The sequence below is a fragment of the Ekhidna sp. genome (assembly GCF_965228795.1).
Lineage (GTDB): Bacteria > Bacteroidota > Bacteroidia > Cytophagales > Cyclobacteriaceae > Ekhidna.
On the sequence record NZ_OZ245839.1, the window covers coordinates 2,769,091 to 2,793,186 of the forward strand.

The 24,096-nt window shown below is 40.5% G+C and carries 23 protein-coding genes; 18 read left to right on the forward strand and 5 right to left on the reverse strand.

Annotated features, from left to right (window positions below):
* Positions 1–7: 7 nt before the first annotated feature.
* Genes ACQK2H_RS12365 through lepB form a run of 4 tightly spaced genes read left to right on the forward strand, consistent with a single transcriptional unit; the run spans position 8 to position 3,713 of the window.
* A complete protein-coding gene (locus ACQK2H_RS12365; RefSeq protein WP_425391752.1) occupies positions 8–901 on the forward strand; it encodes a ParB/RepB/Spo0J family partition protein in 894 nt (297 codons plus the stop codon).
* A gap of 60 nt (positions 902–961) precedes the next feature.
* Positions 962–1,540, forward strand: a complete 579-nt coding sequence (locus ACQK2H_RS12370; protein WP_425391753.1) for a DUF5683 domain-containing protein — start codon at positions 962–964, stop codon at positions 1,538–1,540.
* A 3-nt stretch (positions 1,541–1,543) separates the two neighbouring features.
* Complete coding sequence (dapB, locus tag ACQK2H_RS12375; protein WP_425391754.1) at positions 1,544–2,254, forward strand: 4-hydroxy-tetrahydrodipicolinate reductase; 711 nt, start codon at positions 1,544–1,546, stop codon at positions 2,252–2,254.
* A 4-nt stretch (positions 2,255–2,258) separates the two neighbouring features.
* Positions 2,259–3,713 (forward strand): signal peptidase I, encoded by a 1,455-nt coding sequence (lepB, locus tag ACQK2H_RS12380; RefSeq protein WP_425391755.1) that lies wholly within the window; start codon positions 2,259–2,261, stop codon positions 3,711–3,713.
* Positions 3,714–3,854: 141 nt separating this feature from the next.
* On the opposite strand, the gene ACQK2H_RS12385 is transcribed toward lepB, so the two are convergent.
* On the reverse strand, positions 3,855–5,351 hold the full coding sequence (locus tag ACQK2H_RS12385; RefSeq protein WP_425391756.1) for a S41 family peptidase: 1,497 nt from the start codon (positions 5,349–5,351) through the stop codon (positions 3,855–3,857).
* Between the two features lie 54 nt (positions 5,352–5,405).
* Positions 5,406–6,068: a uracil-DNA glycosylase gene (ung, locus tag ACQK2H_RS12390; RefSeq protein WP_425391757.1), complete on the reverse strand. Its 663-nt coding sequence runs from the start codon at positions 6,066–6,068 to the stop codon at positions 5,406–5,408.
* Positions 6,069–6,131: 63 nt separating this feature from the next.
* Between ung and apaG the strand changes: the two genes are divergently transcribed.
* The 12 genes from apaG (at position 6,132) to ACQK2H_RS12450 (ending at position 17,543) form a co-directional block, all read left to right on the forward strand.
* The gene (gene apaG / locus ACQK2H_RS12395; RefSeq protein ID WP_425391758.1) at positions 6,132–6,518 is read left to right on the forward strand and encodes a Co2+/Mg2+ efflux protein ApaG; all 387 of its coding nucleotides are present in this window, start codon (positions 6,132–6,134) and stop codon (positions 6,516–6,518) included.
* A gap of 166 nt (positions 6,519–6,684) precedes the next feature.
* The gene (locus tag ACQK2H_RS12400) at positions 6,685–7,293 is read left to right on the forward strand and encodes a hypothetical protein (protein ID WP_425391759.1); all 609 of its coding nucleotides are present in this window, start codon (positions 6,685–6,687) and stop codon (positions 7,291–7,293) included.
* A gap of 45 nt (positions 7,294–7,338) precedes the next feature.
* Entirely contained in the window at positions 7,339–8,268 is a 930-nt protein-coding gene (locus tag ACQK2H_RS12405) for a coiled-coil domain-containing protein (protein ID WP_425391760.1), read from the forward strand.
* Between the two features lie 134 nt (positions 8,269–8,402).
* Positions 8,403–8,768, forward strand: a complete 366-nt coding sequence (rpsF, locus tag ACQK2H_RS12410) for a 30S ribosomal protein S6 (RefSeq protein WP_425391761.1) — start codon at positions 8,403–8,405, stop codon at positions 8,766–8,768.
* Entirely contained in the window at positions 8,765–9,016 is a 252-nt protein-coding gene (gene rpsR, locus ACQK2H_RS12415; RefSeq protein ID WP_425391762.1) for a 30S ribosomal protein S18, read from the forward strand. Before rpsF ends, rpsR begins: the two co-directional genes overlap by 4 nt.
* Positions 9,017–9,024: 8 nt before the next feature.
* A complete protein-coding gene (rplI, locus tag ACQK2H_RS12420; RefSeq protein ID WP_425391763.1) occupies positions 9,025–9,468 on the forward strand; it encodes a 50S ribosomal protein L9 in 444 nt (147 codons plus the stop codon).
* Positions 9,469–9,540: 72 nt separating this feature from the next.
* Positions 9,541–10,473 carry an endonuclease/exonuclease/phosphatase family protein gene (locus tag ACQK2H_RS12425; RefSeq protein WP_425391764.1) on the forward strand — a complete coding sequence of 311 codons (933 nt, stop codon included), beginning with the start codon at positions 9,541–9,543 and terminating at the stop codon, positions 10,471–10,473.
* A 30-nt stretch (positions 10,474–10,503) separates the two neighbouring features.
* Positions 10,504–11,457: a GSCFA domain-containing protein gene (locus ACQK2H_RS12430; protein WP_425391765.1), complete on the forward strand. Its 954-nt coding sequence runs from the start codon at positions 10,504–10,506 to the stop codon at positions 11,455–11,457.
* Positions 11,454–13,526 (forward strand): thioredoxin domain-containing protein, encoded by a 2,073-nt coding sequence (locus tag ACQK2H_RS12435; protein ID WP_425391766.1) that lies wholly within the window; start codon positions 11,454–11,456, stop codon positions 13,524–13,526. Before ACQK2H_RS12430 ends, ACQK2H_RS12435 begins: the two co-directional genes overlap by 4 nt.
* A gap of 300 nt (positions 13,527–13,826) precedes the next feature.
* On the forward strand, positions 13,827–16,289 hold the full coding sequence (priA, locus tag ACQK2H_RS12440; RefSeq protein ID WP_425391767.1) for a replication restart helicase PriA: 2,463 nt from the start codon (positions 13,827–13,829) through the stop codon (positions 16,287–16,289).
* An 11-nt stretch (positions 16,290–16,300) separates the two neighbouring features.
* Positions 16,301–16,918, forward strand: a complete 618-nt coding sequence (locus tag ACQK2H_RS12445) for a hypothetical protein (RefSeq protein ID WP_425391768.1) — start codon at positions 16,301–16,303, stop codon at positions 16,916–16,918.
* On the forward strand, positions 16,887–17,543 hold the full coding sequence (locus ACQK2H_RS12450) for a DUF6048 family protein (protein ID WP_425391769.1): 657 nt from the start codon (positions 16,887–16,889) through the stop codon (positions 17,541–17,543). The genes ACQK2H_RS12445 and ACQK2H_RS12450 overlap by 32 nt, the downstream gene beginning before the upstream one ends.
* Here the strand turns inward: ACQK2H_RS12450 and ACQK2H_RS12455 are convergent.
* On the reverse strand, positions 17,540–18,268 hold the full coding sequence (locus ACQK2H_RS12455) for a LytR/AlgR family response regulator transcription factor (protein ID WP_425391770.1): 729 nt from the start codon (positions 18,266–18,268) through the stop codon (positions 17,540–17,542). The two genes, ACQK2H_RS12450 and ACQK2H_RS12455, sit on opposite strands and share 4 nt — an antisense overlap.
* Positions 18,269–18,384: 116 nt before the next feature.
* Between ACQK2H_RS12455 and ACQK2H_RS12460 the strand changes: the two genes are divergently transcribed.
* Positions 18,385–19,689: an alpha/beta fold hydrolase gene (locus ACQK2H_RS12460; protein WP_425391771.1), complete on the forward strand. Its 1,305-nt coding sequence runs from the start codon at positions 18,385–18,387 to the stop codon at positions 19,687–19,689.
* A 59-nt stretch (positions 19,690–19,748) separates the two neighbouring features.
* On the opposite strand, the gene ACQK2H_RS12465 is transcribed toward ACQK2H_RS12460, so the two are convergent.
* Positions 19,749–19,997, reverse strand: a complete 249-nt coding sequence (locus ACQK2H_RS12465) for a DUF6899 family protein (protein WP_425391772.1) — start codon at positions 19,995–19,997, stop codon at positions 19,749–19,751.
* Positions 19,998–20,072: 75 nt separating this feature from the next.
* Positions 20,073–22,127 carry a methionine--tRNA ligase gene (gene metG, locus ACQK2H_RS12470; RefSeq protein ID WP_425391773.1) on the reverse strand — a complete coding sequence of 685 codons (2,055 nt, stop codon included), beginning with the start codon at positions 22,125–22,127 and terminating at the stop codon, positions 20,073–20,075.
* Positions 22,128–22,224: 97 nt separating this feature from the next.
* Here metG and typA point away from each other — a divergent pair, with 97 nt between their 5' ends.
* On the forward strand, positions 22,225–24,042 hold the full coding sequence (gene typA, locus ACQK2H_RS12475; RefSeq protein WP_425391774.1) for a translational GTPase TypA: 1,818 nt from the start codon (positions 22,225–22,227) through the stop codon (positions 24,040–24,042).
* Positions 24,043–24,096 lie beyond the last annotated feature (54 nt).

The following is a 24,096-nucleotide window of genomic DNA, read 5'->3' on the forward strand; positions in this document are numbered from 1 at the left end:
AGAGAACATGGCAGAGAGTAAATTCAAGAAGAAAACCGGTTTAGGAAGAGGTCTGGGTGCCCTATTGGAAGATTCCGGAGAGAAGGGGAAAATCAGCGGATCAGGAGCTACTCCTAAAGGGGCTATCAATGAGATTGAAATCTCAAAAATTGAAACCAACCCATGGCAGCCACGCTCAGATTTTGATGAAGATGCATTAAATGATCTTGCTGAATCAATCAAAGTACAAGGCATTATTCAGCCCATCACGGTACGTGCTCTCAGCGAAAATGAATTTCAATTAATCTCCGGAGAGCGAAGACTTCAGGCAAGCAAAAAAGCCGGACTCAAAGCCATTCCTGCATATATCCGTCTGGCAGACGACCAGCAAATGCTGGAGATGGCTCTGATCGAAAACATTCAGCGTGAAAACTTAAATGCAATTGAAATCGCATTAAGTTATCAGCGACTCTTGGCAGAGTGTGATTTAAAACAAGAAGAGCTTGGTGATCGTGTAGGTAAAAACAGAAGCACGGTTACCAATTATCTTCGACTTTTAAAACTACCTCCCGATATACAGATATCTCTTAGAGATGGGAAACTAAGCATGGGGCATGCCCGAGCGCTCATTTCGATAGACGATGTGTCTTTACAGCTTGATATTTTCAATCAGATCATCAAAAACGACCTTTCTGTAAGAAAAGTTGAAGAGTTGGTAAGAGCTAAAGGAAGCAAACCTGAAAAAGCTACTAAGGAAACCGCACAGGCTGATCCGGAGATTAAAAAGCTTCAAGGTAAATTATCTACGCATTTCGGATCTAAAATTGCAATTAAACAAAGCGGCAAAGAAAAGGGAGAGATTAAGATACCTTATAACTCCACCGAAGATTTGAACCGAATACTGGATATTCTGGATATTTAAAATCAATATCTTCTTAATTATTCGGCTTTAGGCGCGAACTTTGCAAAGCAATTTCCGATAATGAAAAAGCTATTATTTCTTTTTGGATGCATTTGCCTTGCAGGAAGCATATCCGCTCAAGACAGACCCGTGCTTCTTGAAGATTCCACCTTCCTTGAAGCGAGTGAAGATGCTGAATTATTTGAGGAAGTCTCAGAACTTGATCCACAGCGTGCAGCCTTATTATCGGCGATACTCCCCGGAATGGGCCAGGTTTATAATAAGCAATACTGGAAAGTACCTCTTGTTATTTCCGGCGTGGTTACTTTCGCCCATTTTATTAATTACAATAATAAAGTTTATCACGGCCTTAGGAATGCTGCCTTATTATCATCCAAAGGTCAGCCTAACCCTTATCAATCCATTATAAGTACTGAAAATGCGTTGGTTCGTAATCGTGATGTGTTTCGAAGGAACCGCGACATGCTCATAATTGCAGGATCTGTTTTTTATATTTTGCAGATTGTAGATGCTCACGTCTCTGCTCATTTAGATGAGTTTAAGGTAAATGACAGACTTGCTTTAGGAATAGAGCCTTCAATTCAACGAACTCCATTATTTTCGCAGGCTGTTGGAGTTTCATTTGTTTTGAAATTTTAGTTCATGAAAATCGCACTGATCGGCTTTGGAAAAATGGGTAAAGCCATTGAGCAAATTGCAAAGGACGCTGGTCATACCATTGTGGCTATTGTACGTTCCAGCAAGGAGCTATCTGGCTTGAATGAATCATCTGCTGACATAGCGATAGAATTTTCACAACCTGAATCGGCGTATGACAATCTATCCCACTGCCTCAAGCACGGCATACCTGTTATTTCTGGTACCACCGGTTGGACTGATAGATTGGCAGAAATAGAAAAGATTTGCAGAGAAAATAACGGCACCTTCCTGTATGCTTCCAACTTTAGTATTGGAGTAAACTTATTTTTTGAGATGAATAAATGGTTGGCTGAAAAAATGTCGCAGCTCAGCTTTAAACCCTCCATGAAAGAAATTCACCATACCGAAAAAAAAGATAGCCCTAGCGGTACGGCAATAACACTGGCGGAAGGAATCATAGGCTCCCATCCTCTTTTAGAAGGTTGGATAAATGAAGAATCAGCCGATCATAAAAAATTAGGAATAGTTTCAGAACGAATCCCCAACGTACCGGGTACACATACCGTAAGCTATTCGTCTCCTTTGGAATCCATCGATATCACCCATACTGCTCATGACCGAAGTGTTTTTGCAGAAGGTGTAATAAAAGTAGCCGAATGGATACATACGAAGCAGGGAGTTTTTACAATGTCAGACTTTATAAACGATAACTAGTTATATGTACTTTCACGATTTTAATCCGGTTTTTGTAATCACGTTCATCGTACTCTGGTACGTTTTACAAGGAACTGCCTATTACAAGTTTTTCGAAAAAGCCGGAAAAGAAGGCTGGAAAGGGTTTGTTCCAATATGGAATTATTACATCCATTTAGAACTGGTAGGAAGACCGAAATGGTGGGTATTACTACTTTTTGTGCCCGTAATTAATTTCTTCGTTGGGCTGACCATGCACCTTGACCTCATGAAATCATACGGAAAGTACACGTATCTAGATCAGGTCCTTGGAGTTGTTTTCGCACCTATTTACATGAATTACATTGCTTGGACAGATACCAAGTACTTAGGCAAGGCAACCGAAATGCCTAAACCAAAAAAATCTTTCGGTAAGGAGTGGTTTGAGGCCATTGTTTTCGCGGTTTTCTGTGCAACTTTCGTGCGTTGGATCTTCATGGAAGCATATGTCATACCAACGGGCTCAATGGAGCGTTCCTTATTGGTTGGTGATTTCCTATTCGTAAGTAAAGCTGAGTATGGGCCTAGAACACCACAAACACCTTTACAGGTGCCTTTGACACACCAAACCATTTGGGGAACTGAGATCCCTTCTTACATCCCAGGAGTTTCATTACCTAGCTTAAGATTGCCTTCTTTTGGCAAAGTGGAAAGAAATGATGTGGTGGTTTTCAATTACCCTGTAGATGATCACTATAATCAACGCAAAGACGGTGAATACCATCCGATGGATTTAAAGACCCACTACATTAAGCGTTGTGTTGCGATCGCAGGTGAAACGATAGAAATCAAAGCAACTCAGGTATTTATCAACGGGGAAGAGCAGGAAAATCCACCATTGATGCAACATGAATACTTTGTGCGGACGAATGAATCTATTCGTGAGCGAATATTCCAAAACCTTAACATTAACCCATATAATAGCGTAACCAGATATCCAGAAGGGTATTCAGTTTTGATGCCTTCCTCGGTTGCTAAGGAATTTGAAAAATTACCATTTGTAGAAAGTGTAACACTTCAATTGATCCCGGAAGATCGTTCAGAACAAAACATCTTCCCTGATGCGAGATACTTTCCGTGGAACAGGGACTTCTTTGGGCCTTTAACAGTTCCTGCAAGAGGAATGACCATTGAGGTAAATGAAGAAAATCTGGCGATGTATGGATCCACAATCACCAATTATGAAGGTCATGAAACTGTAGAAATTGATATTGACCAGCTGAAAATAAATGGTGAGGAAGTTTCTGAATACACTTTCATAAAGGATTACTATTTCATGATGGGCGACAATCGTCATGCCTCAGACGATTCCAGATACTGGGGATTTGTACCAGAAGACAATATTGTGGGAGAAGCGTCATTCATTTGGATGTCATTTGACACAAATGGAAGTTTCCTCAATAAAATCAGATGGAACAGACTATTTGATGGGATTGAGTGATCTAAGAAAGCCAACGAACCAGATATATTAGACCGAAAAAGAATCCGGTTCCCAAGGCAAGGAAGAAAAACAAAGCAAGGCATCCTGGAATGAATGCCTTTTTTTCATCATCTGTTTTGTAAAAATGCTCTAAATGGTGGCTCATTTAATAAACGATGGATTTCGTGGTGATACAGTAGGTATCAGCTCACGATCAATTAAAATAGTATTCACTACCTCTTTCAAAGGTTCATCATGATCGAACGTTCTTAAACCATTATCATCAGCTCTCTCCACTCTGGCTACACTTGAAATAATAGCCAGGGCCTCAGCCAATAGTGGCTCGGATGGGTCTCCTAATGGTTGAAAATTTCCCAGATAATCTTTTTCGTCCACTTCAACATTTGGTTCCAGTCCATCAATATAATCGGTAAAACCCTGAGAATTGGCCAGCTGGCTAATGATTGGCTGAATGGCATACTTGTGATTTGGATTCAAGTCAGAACCTTTATCCAAATAGCCTTCATCAGGAGAATCATATAGAGTAATTGAACCAACGTTTTTACCAACGGTGGTTGTACCTATAAGCGTAACATCCATATACGGAAGCAATCCGGCTATTACAAACTCAGATGCAGAAGCGCTGCTTCCAGTCGTTAAAATAAATATCCGACTAATATTCAATCTATTCATCGGATAAGAAGAGGTTTGATTTCCGTCGTTATCAAACACAGGAACTTCATTAAAAAATTTCAAGTCTGTATTCAATCCAGCGTCCGCAAGGTTTTGATTATATAGAATACTACCTAAAATATCATTGCTTGATCCAGCTCCATAAATCATAGATGCTAAAATTCTGGAAGTTCTTAAAGCACCTCCCCCATTATATCTCAGATCCAACACAAGATCTGTCACACCAGCAGATTTAAATTCACCAAAAACACTATTAAGTTCTTCATGGTACGCATTATTATCGATGAACTGATTGTACATCAGGTACGCAATTTTTTGACCTTCAATATCAAGTACATCTGACTTCAATATTGGATTTTCTGTTAGCTGAACAGCTGTCATAGAAACCTGATTATCCGTTTGTGTGATCGTATTGTCCTGAATCTCAGCAAGGGTAATTGTATAACTATCCGTACCAAACAGGATGGAAGTATAATTATTCACATTTAGTTTTGTTTCATTCACGGTTGTGAAAACATCCCCTCTTTTTAATCCGGCGTTTTCTGCAGGTCCATTAGGTATTACATACTTGACATATCCAAGTAAATCATCACTTCCACTACTAACTCTTAGCAGGCCCAATTCATATCCAAATGACTTAGATATTCCTTGAAATTGATTTTCTAAAGCTTCATAATCGTCCACAATCCATGAAAACCGATCCTGGTCTACCAAAAGATCGTCAAAAAGTGCTTTTGGATCATCATATCCGTTAAGAAAGGTATTCAGCTCATTGCGGGTTGGATATTTATCAATGGACAAGTCTTCAACTTCACCTTGCCAATAATAGAATGTATTCATCCCAAACCAGATAAACTCATTTACCTCATTTTCCAGCATTACACTGATGCCATCATCCTTCTTACAACCAATAAAGACACTTGCCACAATGGCAAGCCATATTATTCTGTTTTTTATCAACATCATTTTCAAACCTTACACAGTCTCATTTATAGAGATATCAATATTAATGACTTAAAATTACCAATTTATAGGTCTAAGACCCTTAGATGTTAGATATTGGTTGGTTTTAGAAAAGTGTTTACATCCAAAAAAACCTGAATGCGCTGAAAATGGTGATGGGTGTGGAGCTTTTAGGATTAGATGTTTGGAAGAATCAAGAAACGCTCCCTTCTTTTGTGCATAAGCACCCCAAAGAAGAAACACAATGTTCTCTTTCTCACTGGAGATAATTTCTAAGACAGCATCAGTAAATGTCTCCCAGCCTTTGTTTTGATGAGACCCTGCTTTTCTTGCTTCTACAGTTAATGTAGCATTCAGCAATAATACTCCTTGATCAGCCAATCGCTCCAAATTACCAGACTCAGGAACGGGTTGCCCCAGATCATTTTGAATTTCCTTAAAAATATTTTGAAGCGAGGGTGGGTGCTTGATTCCATCCGCCACAGAAAAACACAAACCGTTTGCCTGCCCTGGACCATGATATGGATCTTGGCCAACGATGACTACTTTCACATCATCAAAAGAACAGTGATCAAAGGCACTAAATATCAAAGAGCCCGGCGGAAAAACCTGGTTTGACTGATACGCTGATTTCACAAAGGAAACAAGCTGTCGAAAATATTCTTTCTCAAATTCGGGTTGCAAATGCTTTTGCCAACTCTCACCAATTTTTACATTCATGCCAATTACTTAATGCTGATTTGTAAAATAAATTGAATTTCTATTAAATTGTCCGCCAGGAATATGATTACTGGAGTTACCAAAGGCATTAAAGTTTCAGTGGAAACAAACTACCAACCGGAGCATTCGCAACCGGCAAATGATCATTTTGTATTTACATATCGCATCACTATTGAGAACAACTCTAATAATACTGTTCAATTGAAGGCACGTCATTGGGACATTATTGACGCTGCACACCCAAAGCATGAGGTTGATGGTGAGGGAGTAGTAGGTAAACAGCCTGTATTGGAACCGGGTGAAATACATCAATACGTTTCAGGATGTAACTTAAGATCTGGTATTGGGAAAATGAAGGGTCATTACATTATGGAACAAATCGTAGATGGGCGTCTCTTTAATGTTGAAATCCCGGAGTTTCTGATGGTTGTTCCTTTCAAACTCAACTAAAGCATTGCGCACTTTTTGGTTTAGGCTTCAAAAGTATTTGGCCTACAAAATAAAAGCTGTAGGACCCCACTCCTTACACTCCCCTTTTCTTTTCGAGCTATTTAATAAGGTAATAAAGCCGTCAAAGAAGTTTCGCCTTTCGAAAGTCGAAGAATTGCGATCACAGTTGAAAAGGAATAACGAGATCATCGACTTGTTTGATTTAAAGCACCAAACAAACTATAGAAAAACGATTGCATCCATTGCAAAAACCTCATTGAGCACTCCTAAATTCTCAGCGTTTCTAAATCGATTAATTGATCACCTGGAAATAGAGCGTGCATTAGAAACAGGAACATCTCTTGGCATCAATGCTTTGTACATGGCAGGCACTGACAACATTAAGACACTTAGAACAATAGAAGCCTCTCCTATTCTAGCCTCACTCGCCAAAAAACAATTTTCTGAACTGCTACAACATAAGATTAAAATAAAGGAAGGCACCATTCAAGACTGCTTTGAAAGCGAGGTGACAGTTCTGCAACCCGAATTATGTTTTATTGATGCAGATCATCGGTCTAACGCCGTTCAATTCTGCGTAGATACGCTTATGAACAAATCTGAATCAATAAAATGCATTGTCATACATGATATTTATTGGTCTGAAGACATGGCTGATGTATGGGAAAAAATGATCGTTGATCCACGATTTACATTGACTATTGACATTTTTCAGGCTGGCCTGATCTTTCCAAAAATGCAAATGCCTAAACAGCATTTCGTTCTGCGTTTTTAAAAATGCCTTGTTTACCTACTTTTGCGCCATAATTCAACAAACAGAATGGAAGAGAAAAACTCAGAAGAACAGCCGGATTACTTGAAGCCAAAGAAAAACAGAACGCCAATATTCATTGTAGTCACTTTTCTTCTTCTTGCGGCAGTGGTATTCTTTTATTACCAAAACCAACAACTAGAGGAAGAAAGAGCCAGGCAGCAACAAGAAATCTCAGAAACCTATCTCAAACTAGACTCAGTTGCCAATGAATTGGATTTACGCATTCAAGCCATTAAAGAACTGGGTGGTGAAATTGACACACTTGAGACGTTGAAAGCCCAATTGGAAGCAGACAAAAAACAATTGCTGGTTGACGCAGAATATCAAAGAGGTAGAATAACCCGACTGAACAATCGTGTGGATGGATACAAGGAATTACTTCTCATAAAAGACGAAGAAATCAAACAACTGAAAGTACTTAACGAACAATTAGCTGAGGAGAATACCACACTGAAAGTGGAGAAAAATGAATTGAACCAAACAGTTCAGGAGTTGGAGAAAAACAAAGAAGAGCTGGCAAGCAAGGTGGCTTATGCCTCTCGACTTCAAATTGAAGGAATGCAGGTGATTGCAATCAATGATCGTGGTAAAGAACGAACCGATGGAGAATACAGGAACCGGCACATCGAACAGTTAAAAATACAATTCACTGTTGTTGAAAATGAAATTGCCCCTATAGAAGGAAAGGAACTTTTACTTCGAGTGATTGCTCCAGATGGTAATGTTTTATTTGACGTTACCAGAGGCTCTGGATCATTCACATTCGAAAATCGAGAGATGTTCTATACCGCTAAGCAGGAAATCTTGTATGACAGAAATAGCCAGCTAGTAACTTTCCTTTACAACAAGGGGTCAGAATATGCAATTGGCCAACATAAGGTTGAAGTATATACAGATGACTACCTAATGGGCAAGGGTAGTTTTATGGTGAAGTAAATTCTTTAGTCAACAGTTTTTTCCGTCGACGGTCGACTGTTGACTAAAACATTTATTTCAATAGTTGCTTTTTGTTAGCTATTACCTACTTTTGCACCTCATTTTTAAATATAAGTTCTTAATTTATTTACAACATGATGAAGAATTACGAGACGGTATTCATTTTGACTCCCGTTTTGTCTGAAGCTCAGATGAAGGATACTGTCGGAAAATTCAAGCAAGTTCTCGTTGATGGTGGCGCAGAAATGGTCAACGAAGAGAACTGGGGATTGCGCAAGCTTGCCTACCCTATCCAGCATAAAACCACCGGGTTTTATCAGCTGTTTGAATTCCGAGCAGAGCCTACACTTATTTCTAAGCTAGAGACAGAATACAGGAGAGACGAAGCAGTGATGAGATTTCTCACCACGACACTTGACAAGCACGCAGTTATTTATAACGAGCGTAGAAAGAAAGGCGAATTCAACAAGAAAGAAGATAAGAAGGAGGTAGCCAAATGACATTACAAAACGAACCAATAAACAGAGAGCAGAAGAAAGAGAAGTACTGCCGATTCAAAAAGAATGGTATTAAGTACATCGACTATAAAGATCCTGACTTCTTGCTAAAGTTTGTAAACGAGCAAGGTAAGATCCTTCCTCGAAGAATTACAGGTACTAGCTTAAAGTACCAAAGAAAGGTATCGCAAGCGATCAAAAGATCCAGACACCTTGCGTTGATGCCATATGTTGGAGATTCCCTTAAATAAGTACTGACATGGAAGTAATACTAAGAGAAGACATACAAGGACTTGGCTACAAAAACGATACTGTTGATGTAAAGCCGGGTTATGGCAGAAATTACCTTATCCCTAGAGGAATGGCAATCATTGCGAGCACTTCTAATAAGAAGATGATCGAAGAGAACATTCGTCAGGCTGCTCACAAAGCGGAAAAAGCTAAAAAAGACGCTGAAGAAATAGCGAATAAAATTGGTGAATTGACGCTGGAGATTAAAACTAAGGCTGGAGAAAGCGGAAAGATTTTTGGAGCTATCACTCCTATCCAAGTCGCTGAAGCTTTGGTAGCTAAAGGGCATGAGGTAGATAGAAAACGAATTTCATTTGAGCAAAAGATCAAGGAGTTGGGTGACTACACCGCCATTCTTGATCTGCACAAAGAAGTACATCACCCTATCACAATAAAAGTGGTAGCTGATTAAGAATAAATAGTTATTAGATTCAAACCCTGATCCCGTGTTTCGAGATCAGGGTTTTTTATTGAAATTTGTCTTATGAGATTATTCGCACTTTTAGTTTCCTTCTTTCTAATATTCGCATCATGTGACAGTGAACCGGAGACTCCTTTCACACCGGAAGAAAAAGAAGATACGGAACCAATCACATATGCCATAACCTGTTCAGATGACTCTTTTTCATCCGAACCGGTTCAGTGTTCGCCTACTCTTTCCGAATCAGAGCTGGACGTGGTGACCTGGAACATTGAAAACTTCCCTATGCAATCTAATTCTGTAGAGGTTGTTACTGATATCATAAGAGAGCTGGATGCAGACATCTATGCCATTCAGGAAATTGATGAAATTGATGCTTTCAATGCAGTCATTGAGTCTTTAGATGGATATGAGGGTGTTGCTTATGATGTGCGTGGCGGCATTGAGCTTGGTTTCATTTATAAAAGTGCTGAAATCGTTAATTTCGGAACTCCTATTGAGCTTTTTGATGGTGAAACAAGCCCTTTCCCGCGAGAGCCTGTCGAAGTGGATATCACCCATTCGAACGGTCTTTCGGTTAAATTGATAAACATTCACCTTAAATGCTGTGATGGTTCTGAGGACAGAAGAACAGCAGCCAGCTTTAAATTAAAATCTTACATAGATGATAATTTTCCTGAAGACGAGGTGATCATTTTAGGTGACTGGAATGAAACATTTGATGCCGGATCATCCTTTACTAATTTCTTAGAAGATTCTATTAATTACATTTTCGCAGATATGCCCATATCGATGGGTTCTGGAGATGACTACAGCTATCCATGTACAGGAGCATCTTACTGCCCCAGTCATATTGATCATATCCTGATCACCAATGAACTGTGTGAAAACCTGACAGCTACAAGTACCATCAGACTGGATGATTGCATTTCAAATTACCTAACTCAAGTTTCAGATCACAGACCAATTATGATTAGCCTTAAAGCTGATGATTAACACTTAAATTTGATTGAAACTCAACCCAAAGTGTTCAAGTTTTCATTTGATATACCAGGCTCTAAAGAAAAAATAAATCTCAAAGATCCGATCCTCCTGATCGGATCCTGTTTTTCAAACGAAGTTGGAGAAAAGCTTTCTCAGGCTAAGTTTAAAACGATTAGCAATCCTTTCGGAACCATTTATAATCCCCACTCCATTTTCAAGCTTTTGGAAAATGACTCAGATAAGCTTAATGTTATTGAAAGTCAGGGAGTGTACTATCACTGGGATGCGCATGGAGCCATATCAGGACTAACCGAAGAGGAAACCTCAAAGAGGTTCGAAAATCAAGTCAACCAAACCCAAAACTTTCTAAAACAAGCGAGATGGCTGATCATTACCCTGGGGACAGCTATCATCTACGAAATCGACGACAAGAAGATCGTTGCTAATTGTCACAAGGTTCCCGCTAAGTATTTTAAAAAGCGATTTCTGACTCAAAAAGAGATCATCAGTAAGTTTGAGTCACTACATGCTTACCTGAAAGACATCAACCCGAAGCTGCAAATCATTTTCACGGTAAGCCCGGTCAGGCACATTAAAGATGGTTTAGTAGATAACAATCGAAGTAAGGCAATTCTCATAGATTCAATCCATCAAATTGTTGATCAGCATGACAGTATAAGCTATTTCCCTTCCTATGAAATACTTATAGATGAACTGAGAGATTATCGGTTTTATACCGAGGATATGATTCATCCTTCGACTCAAGCCATTGAATATGTCTGGAATCGATTTGTTGATACCTACTGCGACGAAGTGACAGTCAAGTTCTTGGAAGAATGGAAGCAAATCCAGTCCGCAATCAACCATCGACCTTTTCAACCACACTCAATTTCTCATCAATCATTTTTGAAGACCACATTGAAGAAGCTGGAAAAACTGAATGAAAAAGTAGATGTCAGTGTTGAAATCAAACAAGTAAAGAGCCAAATCATATGAAGCAATTTGCAATCATCTTCATTTTCATTCTTGGCTGTCAATCCACAAAAAATCAAGACATGCACGAATACACGAATGATCTCATAAACTCCACAAGTCCCTATTTGCTTCAACACGCTCACAATCCGGTGAACTGGCAGGAATGGAGTACAGAGGCACTGGAACAAGCTAAAATGGAAGACAAACCTATATTGGTTAGTATCGGCTATTCCAGTTGCCATTGGTGCCATGTCATGGAAAAAGAATCGTTCGAGGATACTGCAGTTGCACGTATAATGAATGAGCACTTCATCAACATAAAAGTAGACCGTGAAGAACGACCTGATGTTGACCAGGTTTATATGGATGCCGTTCATGCCATGGGACTCCAGGGAGGCTGGCCCCTGAATGTATTTCTTACCCCTGATCAAAAACCCTTTTATGGTGGCACTTACTTTCCAAAGCAAGGGTGGATCAATCTTTTAACCAGCATCAATGAAGCCTTTGAGAAAAACAGGGAGAAGATAAACGAATCTGCTGAAGCTTTTACTCAAAACCTTCAAGCAAAGGAGTCAGAAAAATACAAGCTGGAAGGTGATGATCACACACTTTCGGCTGAAGAAATCAGCAGTGCTTTCAGCACCTTAGAAAAGAAATTTGACAGAGTAGATGGTGGCATTAAAAAGTCACCAAAATTCCCAATGCCTTCGGTGTGGCAGTTTCTGGCCACTTACTATGATCAAACCAAAAATGAAGATGCTTTAAACCACCTTGAGTTTACACTTGAGAAAATCGCCAATGGAGGCATCTATGATCACGTTGGCGGTGGATTTGCCCGCTACAGTACAGATGAAGAATGGCACGTTCCACACTTCGAAAAAATGCTCTACGACAATGGTCAGCTTTTGAGTCTCTATGCCAATGGTTATAAACTGACAAAAAATCCAAAGTTTAAACTGACTATTGTAGAGACTGTTGAATGGCTAAAACGTGAAATGCTGAATGATTCCGGAGGCTTCTACTCTGCATTGGACGCAGACAGTGAAGGCGAGGAAGGCAAATTCTATGTATGGAGTTATGATGAGGTAACGAAGCTTGCTGGCGCTGATTCCACATTGATTACTACCTATTACGATGTTCAAGAAAAAGGCAACTGGGAGGGCAAGAATGCCTTACGAGTAGTAAAGGATGAAAAAGAGCTAATGAATGAATTAGATCTCACAGAAGATCAATTCAACCAAAAGATATCAGCCTTCAAAGAAGCCGCACTTGCTAAGCGTGAAGAACGCATAAGACCGGGGTTGGACTACAAAATCATCGCTGGCTGGAATGGTCTTGCGCTTTCGGGATTTAGCGATGCATATCAGGCTTTGCAAGATTCAAGCATCCTCGAATTGGCTCAAAAAAATGCAGCTTTTATCAAAACACAACTAATCAAAGACGGCAAGCTCAACCGTTTCCCAGACAAAAAAATGGAAGGATTTATGGAGGACTATGCAGCAGTCATCCAATCGTTTATCAAGTTCTATGAAACCACGCTTGACAGGGAATATCTCGAATTAGCCAAAAACCTCACTCAGCGAGTAGAGGATGCGTTTTACGACGAAAGCGAAAACCTCTACTATTTTACAAGTGATGAAAATTCAGAGTTAATTGCGAGAAAGAAAGAATTATTTGACAATGTAATTCCATCCTCCAACTCCATCATGGCTTGGAACCTGGTTCATCTTGGAACACACTTTTATAATGATGAGATGATCAAAAAGGGGAAATCCATTCTTGCTCAGGTGAAAGACCTGATCGTTACCGAACCGGAATATTTGAGTAATTGGGGTATGCTCGGATTGGAGGTTTCAGACAAGTTCCCAGAGGTGATCATTGTTGGCCCGAAAGCACAAGAATATGTGAATGAAATCAACAAGCAGTTTATCCCAGCAAAGATTATTTCAGGAACCGTTCAGGAATCTGATCAGCCTCCATTCCAGCATAAATCAGCCGTGAATGGAGAAACTACTATCTATGTCTGCTACGATAAATCATGCAAAAGACCCGTAACAAGTGTGGCTGAAGCTTTGGAACAAATGGAGTAAATTGGTACTATGGATAAGAGTAATTCAAAGTTTCAAAGAATTAAAGCTGAGGCATACAGTGACTATCTTAAATTCAAACAAGGGAAAACCAGACTTTTAAGTATATCAGAATTTAAAAAGGCTTTAGAAAATTATGATATTTAGAACCTCCACCCAACCAGCTCCCAATGCTATTAAGTTAAGCGATTTTTCATCTCTCCTCTCCCTGCACCCTCTCAATGAGAGGAACAATCGGATGCTTAACTTAATAGCATTGAACCCGCTCCAAAGGGGGAGACAATCCCATTTTAACAAATAATTTTGACCTACGCAGAAGTCATCCTCCCCCTACCTCTACACGGAACATTCACCTACCTTATTGCTCCCGAGGATAGGGATAAGGTTCAACCAGGTTTTCGGGTGGTTGTATCTTTTGGGAAAAAGAAAATCTACACAGGAATCGTGCTCGGGACGCACAGCAAAACCCCTGAAGAGTATCGGCCCAAGGAGCTGTTAGACGTATTGGATGATCAGCCAATTGTAAACCCGATACAACTTAAGTTTTTTCAATGGATGAGCCGCTACTATATGTGCTCATTGGGCGAAGTAATCAATGCAGCTTTACCTGCCGCACTTAAACTCTCCAGCGAGTCATTTGTAGGAATTAACCCTGAAATCGATCCACATTCAGAAGATCTTGACGGTCGGGAATGGGAATTGCTTAAAGTCTTAAAAACCAATGATCTGGCTATGAAAGATGTCAGTCAGGTATTGGGGTTGAAGCAACCGCAACGCGTCCTGAAAAAGCTTTCAGAAAGAGGACTTATCGATCTTTTTGAAAAAGTAAAAGACAAATATCAACCTAAGAAAGTAAAGCGCATACGGATAACAGATGCTTTCATGGAAGAAGGTATGCTGGAAGACATCATCAATGAACTGGAAAGCAAGCCCAAGCAACAGGACGTCCTCCTCGCCTACTTGCGGGATATACCCGTCTTAGACAATCCATCGTCTAATGAGCAAGGGGTTCTGAAATCTCAACTTCTGGCGGAAGACATCAGTCCGTCTTCTTTAAAAACATTGATTAAAAATGATGTGCTGACAGAATGGGAAGAGACGGTATCAAGGGTCCCCTCCGATCATGCAAAAATTCCCGGTAGTCTCAAACTTAGTCAGCAGCAAGAATCGACCCGACGAGCCATCATTGAATCGTTCAAAACTCATAATACTACCTTACTCCATGGAGTAACAGGAAGTGGCAAAACCGAGATATTCATTGAGCTGATAAAAGAGCAAATTGATCAAAGTAAACAGGTACTCTACTTGCTACCTGAGATTGCTCTGACGACTCAAATCATCGCTCGATTACACAAAATATTCGGTGACTCCTTTGGGGTCTATCATTCAAGGTATTCCGACAATGAGCGCGTGGAGGTTTGGCAAAAAGTACTGAATAAAGAGTATCAATTTGTAGTAGGAGTACGAAGTGCGGTCTTCCTCCCCTTTTCAGATCTGGGATTGATCATTGTAGACGAGGAACATGAACCTTCCTATAAACAGTTTGAGCCAGCTCCAAGATACCATGCCAGGGATGCAGCCATCTATCTCTCTACACTCCACCAGGCTCACACCCTGTTAGGAACCGCAACCCCAGCATTGGAGACCTACCAAAACGCACTGGATGGAAAATTTGGGATCGTAGAACTTGATTCACGATACGGTGAGGCCTACAATCCAACAATGGAGTTTGCTAATGTGAGTAGAGAAAGAAAACAACGAAAACTAAAAGGAAACTTTACCTCTGTTCTTGTGGAAGCCATTCAGGAATCGTTAGATAGAAAAGAACAGGTCATTCTATTCCAGAACCGAAGGGGATATGCCTCTCACATCACTTGTGATAACTGCGGAACAGTGCCAAAGTGCCCCAACTGTGCAGTAAGTCTCACCTACCATCAGTACAACAATAAGCTGGTGTGCCACTACTGCGGATACAACCAAAGTATGTATAGCGATTGCCTGAGTTGTGGCAGCAAGGAACTTCGAAATGTGGGATTTGGTACAGAAGAGCTGGAAGAGGAAATCAAGTTGCTTTTTCCTGCAGCTATCGTGCAGCGGATGGACCTGGACACCACCCGAAGCAAATACGGTTATCAACGCATCATCGAAGAATTTGAAGAGGGTAACATTGATATTTTGGTGGGTACCCAGATGGTCAGCAAAGGATTGGATTTTGACCGTGTGAACCTGGTTGGAATCTTCGATACAGACCGGATGATCCACTTTCCTGACTTTCGTTCACATGAGCGAGCCTATCACCTCATTACACAGGTGAGTGGACGAGCGGGCAGGAAATCAAAAAACGGAAAGGTAATTGTACAAACAAATGATCCTGATCAGGAGCTCTTGCAACGCGCTCGAAACGATAACTATAAAGCATTTTTTCAATGGGAGATTCTGGAACGCGAACGATTTTACTATCCTCCTTTTACCCGAATCATCAATATCACATTCAAACACAGAGAAAAACACGTCTCTTTTCAAGCTGCCACTTATTTCGCTAAAGAAGTAAGAAATAAATTAGGTAATCAGCGTATGATTGGTCCGGTGGAGCCGCTCATTGGTAAAATCCGAAACATGTACTTGCATGAAATCACATTGAAAATTGAGAAACAAGGCATTAACTTGCCGGCTGTAAAGGAATACCTTCGATCTGTGGATCTTATGATGAAGCAGTTGCCCGCTTTCAAGAGCGTTGGCGTGGTATTTGACGTAGACCCGATATAGTGGCGAACCAAGTGAAACAATTACTTAGCATTTTCATTCTATTCCTAATCATTACCTCATGTGATCCATGCGACGATTGCACATCGGTGACGTATGAACCAACTGTTCAATTAAAGTTCATCAATCAGGATAGTATTAGTAAGTTGGATGCGCTCATCAGCATCAACAGTATTGAAGATGATAAAATAGACTCCCTTTTACAAGTAATTGATGACAGTGAAACCAATAAGATCGATAGCCTTAATAATGAAAAGTCTGCAATTGACAGTGTGAATGCAGCCTATAATGTAATTAAATCAACCATTAATTCCGGGCTAATTCTGGTGCAGCGTATAAGTATAGTTGGATCTTCTTACGACTCTATTTATACCGATAGTGCCTCATCTTTTTCTATTCCATTGTCATATGACAAATCATTCAATCAATATGAGATCGTTATTAATGATTTCAGTGAAATCATTGAGTTTGACTATAATAATGTCCAGGAGCTAGATGAGTCTCGTAATGTTTTAATTCGCGCTACGAATATTCGTGTCGTTGAGAGTAATTATGTCAAAATTGATTCAGTACAATCAAACTGTGAAGAAACCTGCATAGATGGTGAAGCGATATTTACTTTTTATTTCTAGTCTGATTTTGATTTCAGGTTTCTGTTTTGCTCAACCAGAAGAAGCAGATTCTTTGAGTAGCAAACGCCTGCTCACTCCATCACTATATCTGGATTATGGTAAACTACTAACGATTCCTGTTGATTTCGAAACAAAATATGAAGGAGGAATAGAGCTCCTTTTTTTAGAAAAGTTTCCACTCATTGTTGAGATTGGGCAGGCTACATTAAATCCGGAAGGAGCATACTCCAATGGAACCTATGAAAGTGAAGGAACTTACTACAGAATTGGCACAGGATACATCAGCCAGTTCAAGCCTAAAAATAAGATCGGGATTTCCTTTAGGTATGCCTCTTCTACCTTCAATGAATCCGGAAGAATTTTCATTGAAAGTACCACAGGAGCGCAAGACAATTTTATACAGAATATAAAAAGAAGCGACCTGAATGCTACATGGTACGAATTAGTAGTATACTCAGACCGACGACTATCAGACTTATTCAGCATTGGCCTGAATCTTCGTCTCAGAGTTCTTATGGATTACGATGAGCAAGAAGACATAGATGTATATTCAATCCCGGGTTATGGCCGAACCATAGATGACACAATCCCGGCTGCCAATTTATTTTTGAAGGTGACTTTTTAAACCTCAAACGCATAAGAATTACCAATAGGTAAAAGCTTTTCCTTTTCAATTTCTACTAAGGTTTTATCATAAGAGATCACAGCTTGAGCATTTACAACGTAAGATTTATGAATCCTGCTAAAATATTCCGGCAATTCGTCATGAGCCTTTTTAAGACTGGTATAACCAATGATTTTGCGTCCGTCATTTAGATGGTATGTCACATAATTTCCTAATCCCTCCAGATATAATATGTCACGAGGGAGCAGTCGATAAAATCGTTTGTCTGCCTTCACCTCTATCATCGAATCATGTACAGGCTGATTAATAGCCCGCTCAGCGAAATAAAGTTTAAGGATCTTTAATGCAAGCAGGAATAAAGCTGTAGAGTTTATCAATATAACGGCTCGAAGTACTTCACTCCCACTTAAAATCTGAGTCAGATCAAATGTGGTATGCTGCTCATAAAAGAAATAAATAAAGAAACGCTGCAAAATAGCTCCAATCAATAGCAGCATCAGAAACATCGCAATGAACTTCACAAATTGCTTTTTCAACAATACTTGTGGGAGCAACCAATACATTGCCGCATAGGAAACACCGATCCGTATTGGCAAAAGCACAAACTCCAAAAAATAGGATGAGCCATATCCATCACCTTTCTCCCAGATGAATCCAAAGAACAAAAAGTATCCAATCCAGAAAAGGATATGAGTAAGTATTCGTGATCCAAAGAGGTAGTTCATAAAATGGATGTCATGAAACAACTGCAGTTTACATAAAAAACCGGAGCGATGGTATAATGACCGAATCTAAAAGCATGAATCAGAGTAGCATTGATCAGAAATTAATAACAAAACTTATGCGAATTAAATACCTTTTCATTGCTACTTTACTAAGTACCCATCTAACCTATGGTCAGGAATTAGCTCGGCGTGCTTCCTGGCAGGCACAAATTAACTCGCCGGACAATGAAACACCTGGAGCCGTAATAGCATCCGTAGATAGCGGATCACCTTTTGACATAGCCGGTTTAACGTCCGGCGATCGAATCATTCAGGTAAATGACAAGAAGATTTTAAGATCTGAGGACTGGAGTCATGCCACCTATTCCATTCGAGCAGATGAAGTCACCACTGTTCACATAAAACGTGAATCGGAATGGTTCAAAAGAGAAATCAAACTGAACCCATTGGAAAAAGAAACTCATGAAGGACTAACTACTTATTACGAAAGTGTCGTGAGTGATTATGGTATTCGTCAGCGAACAATCATCACCACTCCAAACCTAAAAGCAAAGCTTCCAGCCATTTTTCTGATTCAGGGGCTAAGTTGCTCCACCATTGAAAAGTATAGCGGGAGATCTAATAACTGGGTGAAGATGATTGAAACCCTTGTGGAGCAATCCGGCATGGTGGTCATGCGAGTAGACAAGCCCGGAGTTGGAGACAGTGAAGGAGACTGTGGGTGCACCGACTTTATCACTGAACTAAATGGTTATGAGACTGCACTTAAAGACTTGAAAACCAAGGATTATGTAGACACGACAAAGATTGTTGTTTATGGTGCCAGCATGGGCAGTACATTAGCCCCATGGGTCGCAAACAGACACAACCTGGCTGGTGTCATCTCCGATGGTACATTTTTCAAAACATGGTTTGAACACATGCTGGAGATAGAGCGAAGAATCCGTCAAATGAGTGGTGACGATGAGGCCACCATCGCTAGAAAACTAAACCAGGCATATATCCCTCTTTACTATGGCATGATGATTCAAAAGAAGAGCTATGAAGAAGTGATTGAAGCCTATCCTGCCATCAAAGATTACAACTATCATGGCCCAAAACATATGTATGGACGACCCGTGGAATACTATCAACAACTACAAGAGTTTGACCTGGCTTCTGCCTGGGAGAAAGTGAAGGTTCCCGTTCGTATACTCTATGGAGAAAATGATTGGATTATGTCAGAGTTTGACAATCATATGATCATGAAAGTACTTGATCGGGTAGGTCATGAAGATCATGAGCTATACATTTATCCAGGCTTAGATCACTGGAACACCATTCATGAAACGCCTGATGATTCATTTCATGGAAGACCGGGAAAGTGGGATCCTGAGTTGCCTCAGTTAGTAATTGGCTGGGCAAAAGATATGGTGGATTAAAAATATTCCCGGTTCATTCCGGGGATTTTAATATTAATATTTGGGCTTGCCGTCAATCTTTAGACATCCCCGTTTTCCTGAATTTTCTCATCTTCATATGGCGCTAAAATCCTACGCTCGATCTCGGTAGCACATTGGTTTAGCTCGCCGATGAAGTTTTTATAATTATTGTACGAGGGACTAACATGCCGTTTGCAAAAAGCATATAACAAATAGTTTAGATCTCCATTTGCCATAATATTTGCTTCATGCATCTGCTCCACAATGGCATCCAACTTAGCTCTCTTTTCCTTTTTGATATATGGCATGACATTTTTACGTTTTGACTAAAATAAAAAAGAGCATGGTCACCCATGCTCTTTTTAAATATCCAATTTTATTTCTTACGCAATACTTGCCCCGTTCTCAGCATCCTCACCCGGGCTCACGGCTACCAGTTTTCCATCCGGATTTTCAGCAAACAACAGCATACCCTGAGATTCTACACCCATGATCTTACGAGGTGCCAGATTGGCCATCACGGTCACTTTCTTACCTATCATCTCTTCAGGTGTGAAATGTTTGGATACTCCACTTAGAATCGTTCGGGTCTCCAATCCCATATCCACCGTGAACTTCAACAGTTTATTGGATTTCTCGACCTTCTCTGCTGTCTTGATCTCTCCTACTCGAAGATCCATTTTCATGAAATCATCAAACACAATCTCATCTTTCAAAGCAGGCAGATCTGGTGTTGTATTTTCTTCTTCGTTCATTTTCTTCGTTTCTAATAATTTGTTCACTTGCGCTTCCACAGCTTTGTCTTCAATCTTTTCAAATAGCAATGTGGCTTCATTCAGCTGATGTCCATCTGATAAGAAGTCTACGCCTCCGGCCTCAGCCCAACCTCTTTTCTTTGTTTTCAGAATCCCAGTCAGTTTCTGAGCCGTAAACGGTAGGAACGGCTCACATACGATCGCCAGGTTTGCACTGATTTGAAGAGCAATATTGAGGATGGTTTCTACCCTACTCTTATCTTCTTTGATCAGCTTCCAAGGCTCAGTATCTGCCAGGTATTTATTACCAATTCTCGCCAGCTCCATCATTTGACTAAGCGCCTCTCTAAACTTGAACTGGTCAAGGGCTGACTGAATCTTAGCTGGTGCTCCGCTAACTGCCTTGATCACATCTTCGTCAATTGGCATCAGCTCGCCTCTTGCCGGCACTTTTCCATCAAAATACTTGTGTGTGAGTACCACTGCCCGATTTACGAAATTGCCAAAAATAGCTACCAGCTCACTATTGTTTCTCGCCTGAAAGTCTTTCCAGGTGAAATCGTTATCCTTAGTTTCCGGGGCATTGGCCGTCAGGGTGTAGCGTAATACATCCTGCTTCTCAGGAAATTCATCCAGATACTCATGAAGCCAAACTGCCCAGTTTCTGGAAGTGGAGATCTTGTTGCTCTCTAGATTTAGAAACTCATTTGCAGGTACATTGTCAGGCAATACAAAACTGCCTTCTGCTTTCAAAAGTGTAGGGAAAATGATGCAGTGAAAAACGATATTGTCTTTGCCTATGAAATGTAGTAGTCGCGTGTCTTCAGACTTCCAGTAATCTTCCCAGTTTTTGTTGTTGTCTTTCGCCCACTGCTTAGTAGCTGAGATGTAGCCAATCGGCGCATCAAACCATACATAAAGTACTTTCCCTTCACCTCCATCAACCGGCACAGGAATTCCCCACTTCAGGTCTCTGGTCATTGGTCTTGGACGCAACCCATTATCGATCCAGCTTTTGCATTGACCATAAACGTTCGACTTCCACTCCTTATGTCCTTCGAGCAACCATTCTTTTAGCCAAGGCTCGTACTGGTCTAGCGGCAAGTACCAATGTTTCGTTTCTTTCATCACTGGAACCTCTCCACTCAGCATGGATTTAGGATTCTTTAGCTCTGTCGGACTTAGCGTAGAACCACATTTCTCGCATTGATCGCCATAAGCCTCTTCATACCCACAGTTAGGACAGGTTCCTTTGATATACCTGTCTGCTAGAAACTGCTGCTCTTTCTCATCAAAAAACTGCTTAGAAGTCTCCATGGTGAACTTACCTTCTGCTTCCATCTTCTTGAAAAATTCAGAGGCTGTTTCATGATGTAGTTCCGACGATGTTCTATGATAGATATCAAAGCTGATTCCAAACTTTTCGAACGAGTCCTTGATTTGGTTGTGATAGAAGTCTACAACTTCCTGCGGCGATTTTCCTTCCTTCCGTGCTCGCAATTCAATTGCCACGCCGTGCTCATCCGAGCCACATACAAAAGCTACATCTTCGCCTTTGCTACGCAGATATCTAACACAAATATCAGCTGGAACATAAACGCCCGCTAAATGTCCGATGTGTACAGGTCCATTAGCGTATGGTAGCGCCGCTGTGATGGTGTGTCGTTTGTATTCTTTACTCATAATTCGATAAGAGACCGCAAATATAAGTTTTGTGATCAGGTCTGATAGTGCAATCCCCAATCATTCTGTCTAATTTTGCGGTCGAATTCAAATTAGAATGCAAGAAATTAGAAACATTGCCATCATCGCACACGTTGATCATGGCAAAACCACACTCGTTGACAAAATCATTTACGCCACACAAGAGTTCAGAGAGAACCAAGAAAAAGGCGAACTTATCCTTGATAACAACGACTTAGAGAGAGAGAGGGGTATTACTATCCTTTCCAAAAACGTATCAGCCGAATACAAAGGAGTAAAGATTAACATCATTGACACACCCGGTCACGCAGACTTTGGAGGTGAGGTAGAAAGAGTGCTTAAAATGGCCGATGGAGTCATCCTTCTTTGTGATGCTTTTGAAGGTCCTATGCCACAGACACGATTCGTGCTTGGAAAAGCATTGGGGCTTGGGCTTACTCCTATCGTAGTAGTTAATAAGGTTGACAAAGAAAACTGTCGTCCCGATGAAGTACATGAGCAAGTATTTGACTTGATGTTCTCATTAGACGCAACCGAAGAACAGCTAAACTTCCACACCCTTTACGGATCTAGCAAGCAAGGATGGATGAGTGAAGATTGGAAGAAGCCAACAGACAGCATCCTTCCTCTTTTGGATAAAATCGTTGAGGTGATACCACCGGCTCCTTATCAAGAAGGTGTTCCGGCAATGCAGATCACCTCTCTGGATTTCTCTTCGTTTACCGGACGTATTGCCATTGGCAGAATCGTGCAGGGAGACATTAAAGAAGGTGCTAACCTTGGCATAAGCAAAAGAGATGGATCCATGAAGAAGGTGAAAGTGAAAGAAGTTCACGTCTTTGAAGGGTTGGGAAAACGCAAAGTGGAATCTGCACGTGCAGGTGATATTTGCGCCATCACCGGAATAGAGGATTTTGAAATTGGAGATACAATCACAGATTTTGAAAATCCAAAGGTCCTTCCTCGAATAGCGATCGACGAGCCTACCATGAGTATGCTCTTCACTATTAATGATTCTCCTTTCTTTGGTAAAGAAGGAAAATTTGTGACTTCTCGTCACCTGAGGGATCGGTTGATGAAGGAACTGGAGAAAAACCTTGCCTTAAGAGTTCAGGAAACCGACAAAGAGGATAAATTTCTTGTATATGGACGAGGTGTGCTTCACTTGTCTGTATTGATAGAGACCATGAGACGTGAAGGGTACGAATTGCAAGTAGGTCAGCCACAAGTACTATTCAAAGAAGGAGAAAACGGTGAGAAGATGGAGCCGATCGAACACATGGTCATTGATGTTCCTGAAGAATATTCAGGTAAGGCCATTGAGTTGGTAACTCAACGAAAAGGTGAGTTGAAAGTAATGGAGCCGAAAGGTAACATTCAGCATCTTGAATTCGAAATCCCTTCAAGAGGATTGATTGGCTTAAGAAATAACATGCTGACAGCCACTGCCGGTGAGGCTGTTATGACACACAGACTGAAGGAATATCAACCATTCAAAGGTGATATCCCAGGAAGAATTAATGGTTCATTGATCTCTATTGAGAATGGTCCTGGGACTGCCTATTCAATAGATAAGCTTCAAGACAGAGGAACTTTCTTTGTAGATCCGGGTGTAGAATTATATGTTGGTCAGGTAATTGGGGAGCACTCCAGAGGCAATGATTTGACAGTCAACATCCAAAAAGGAAAGAAGCTGACGAACATGCGTAGCTCGGGAACTGACAACAATGCCAAAATCATTCCTGCGAAAAAGTTCAGCTTAGAAGAAGCTTTAGAATACATACAAAAAGACGAGTACGTGGAGGTGACACCAAAGTCAATCCGTATGCGTAAGATTTATCTGGATGAGAATCAGCGTAAACGAATGGCCAACACAGAATCCGCTATGGCATAATAGCATCTTAATTCATACAAAAAAAAGCCTACTACCTGTAGGCTTTTTTTTTGA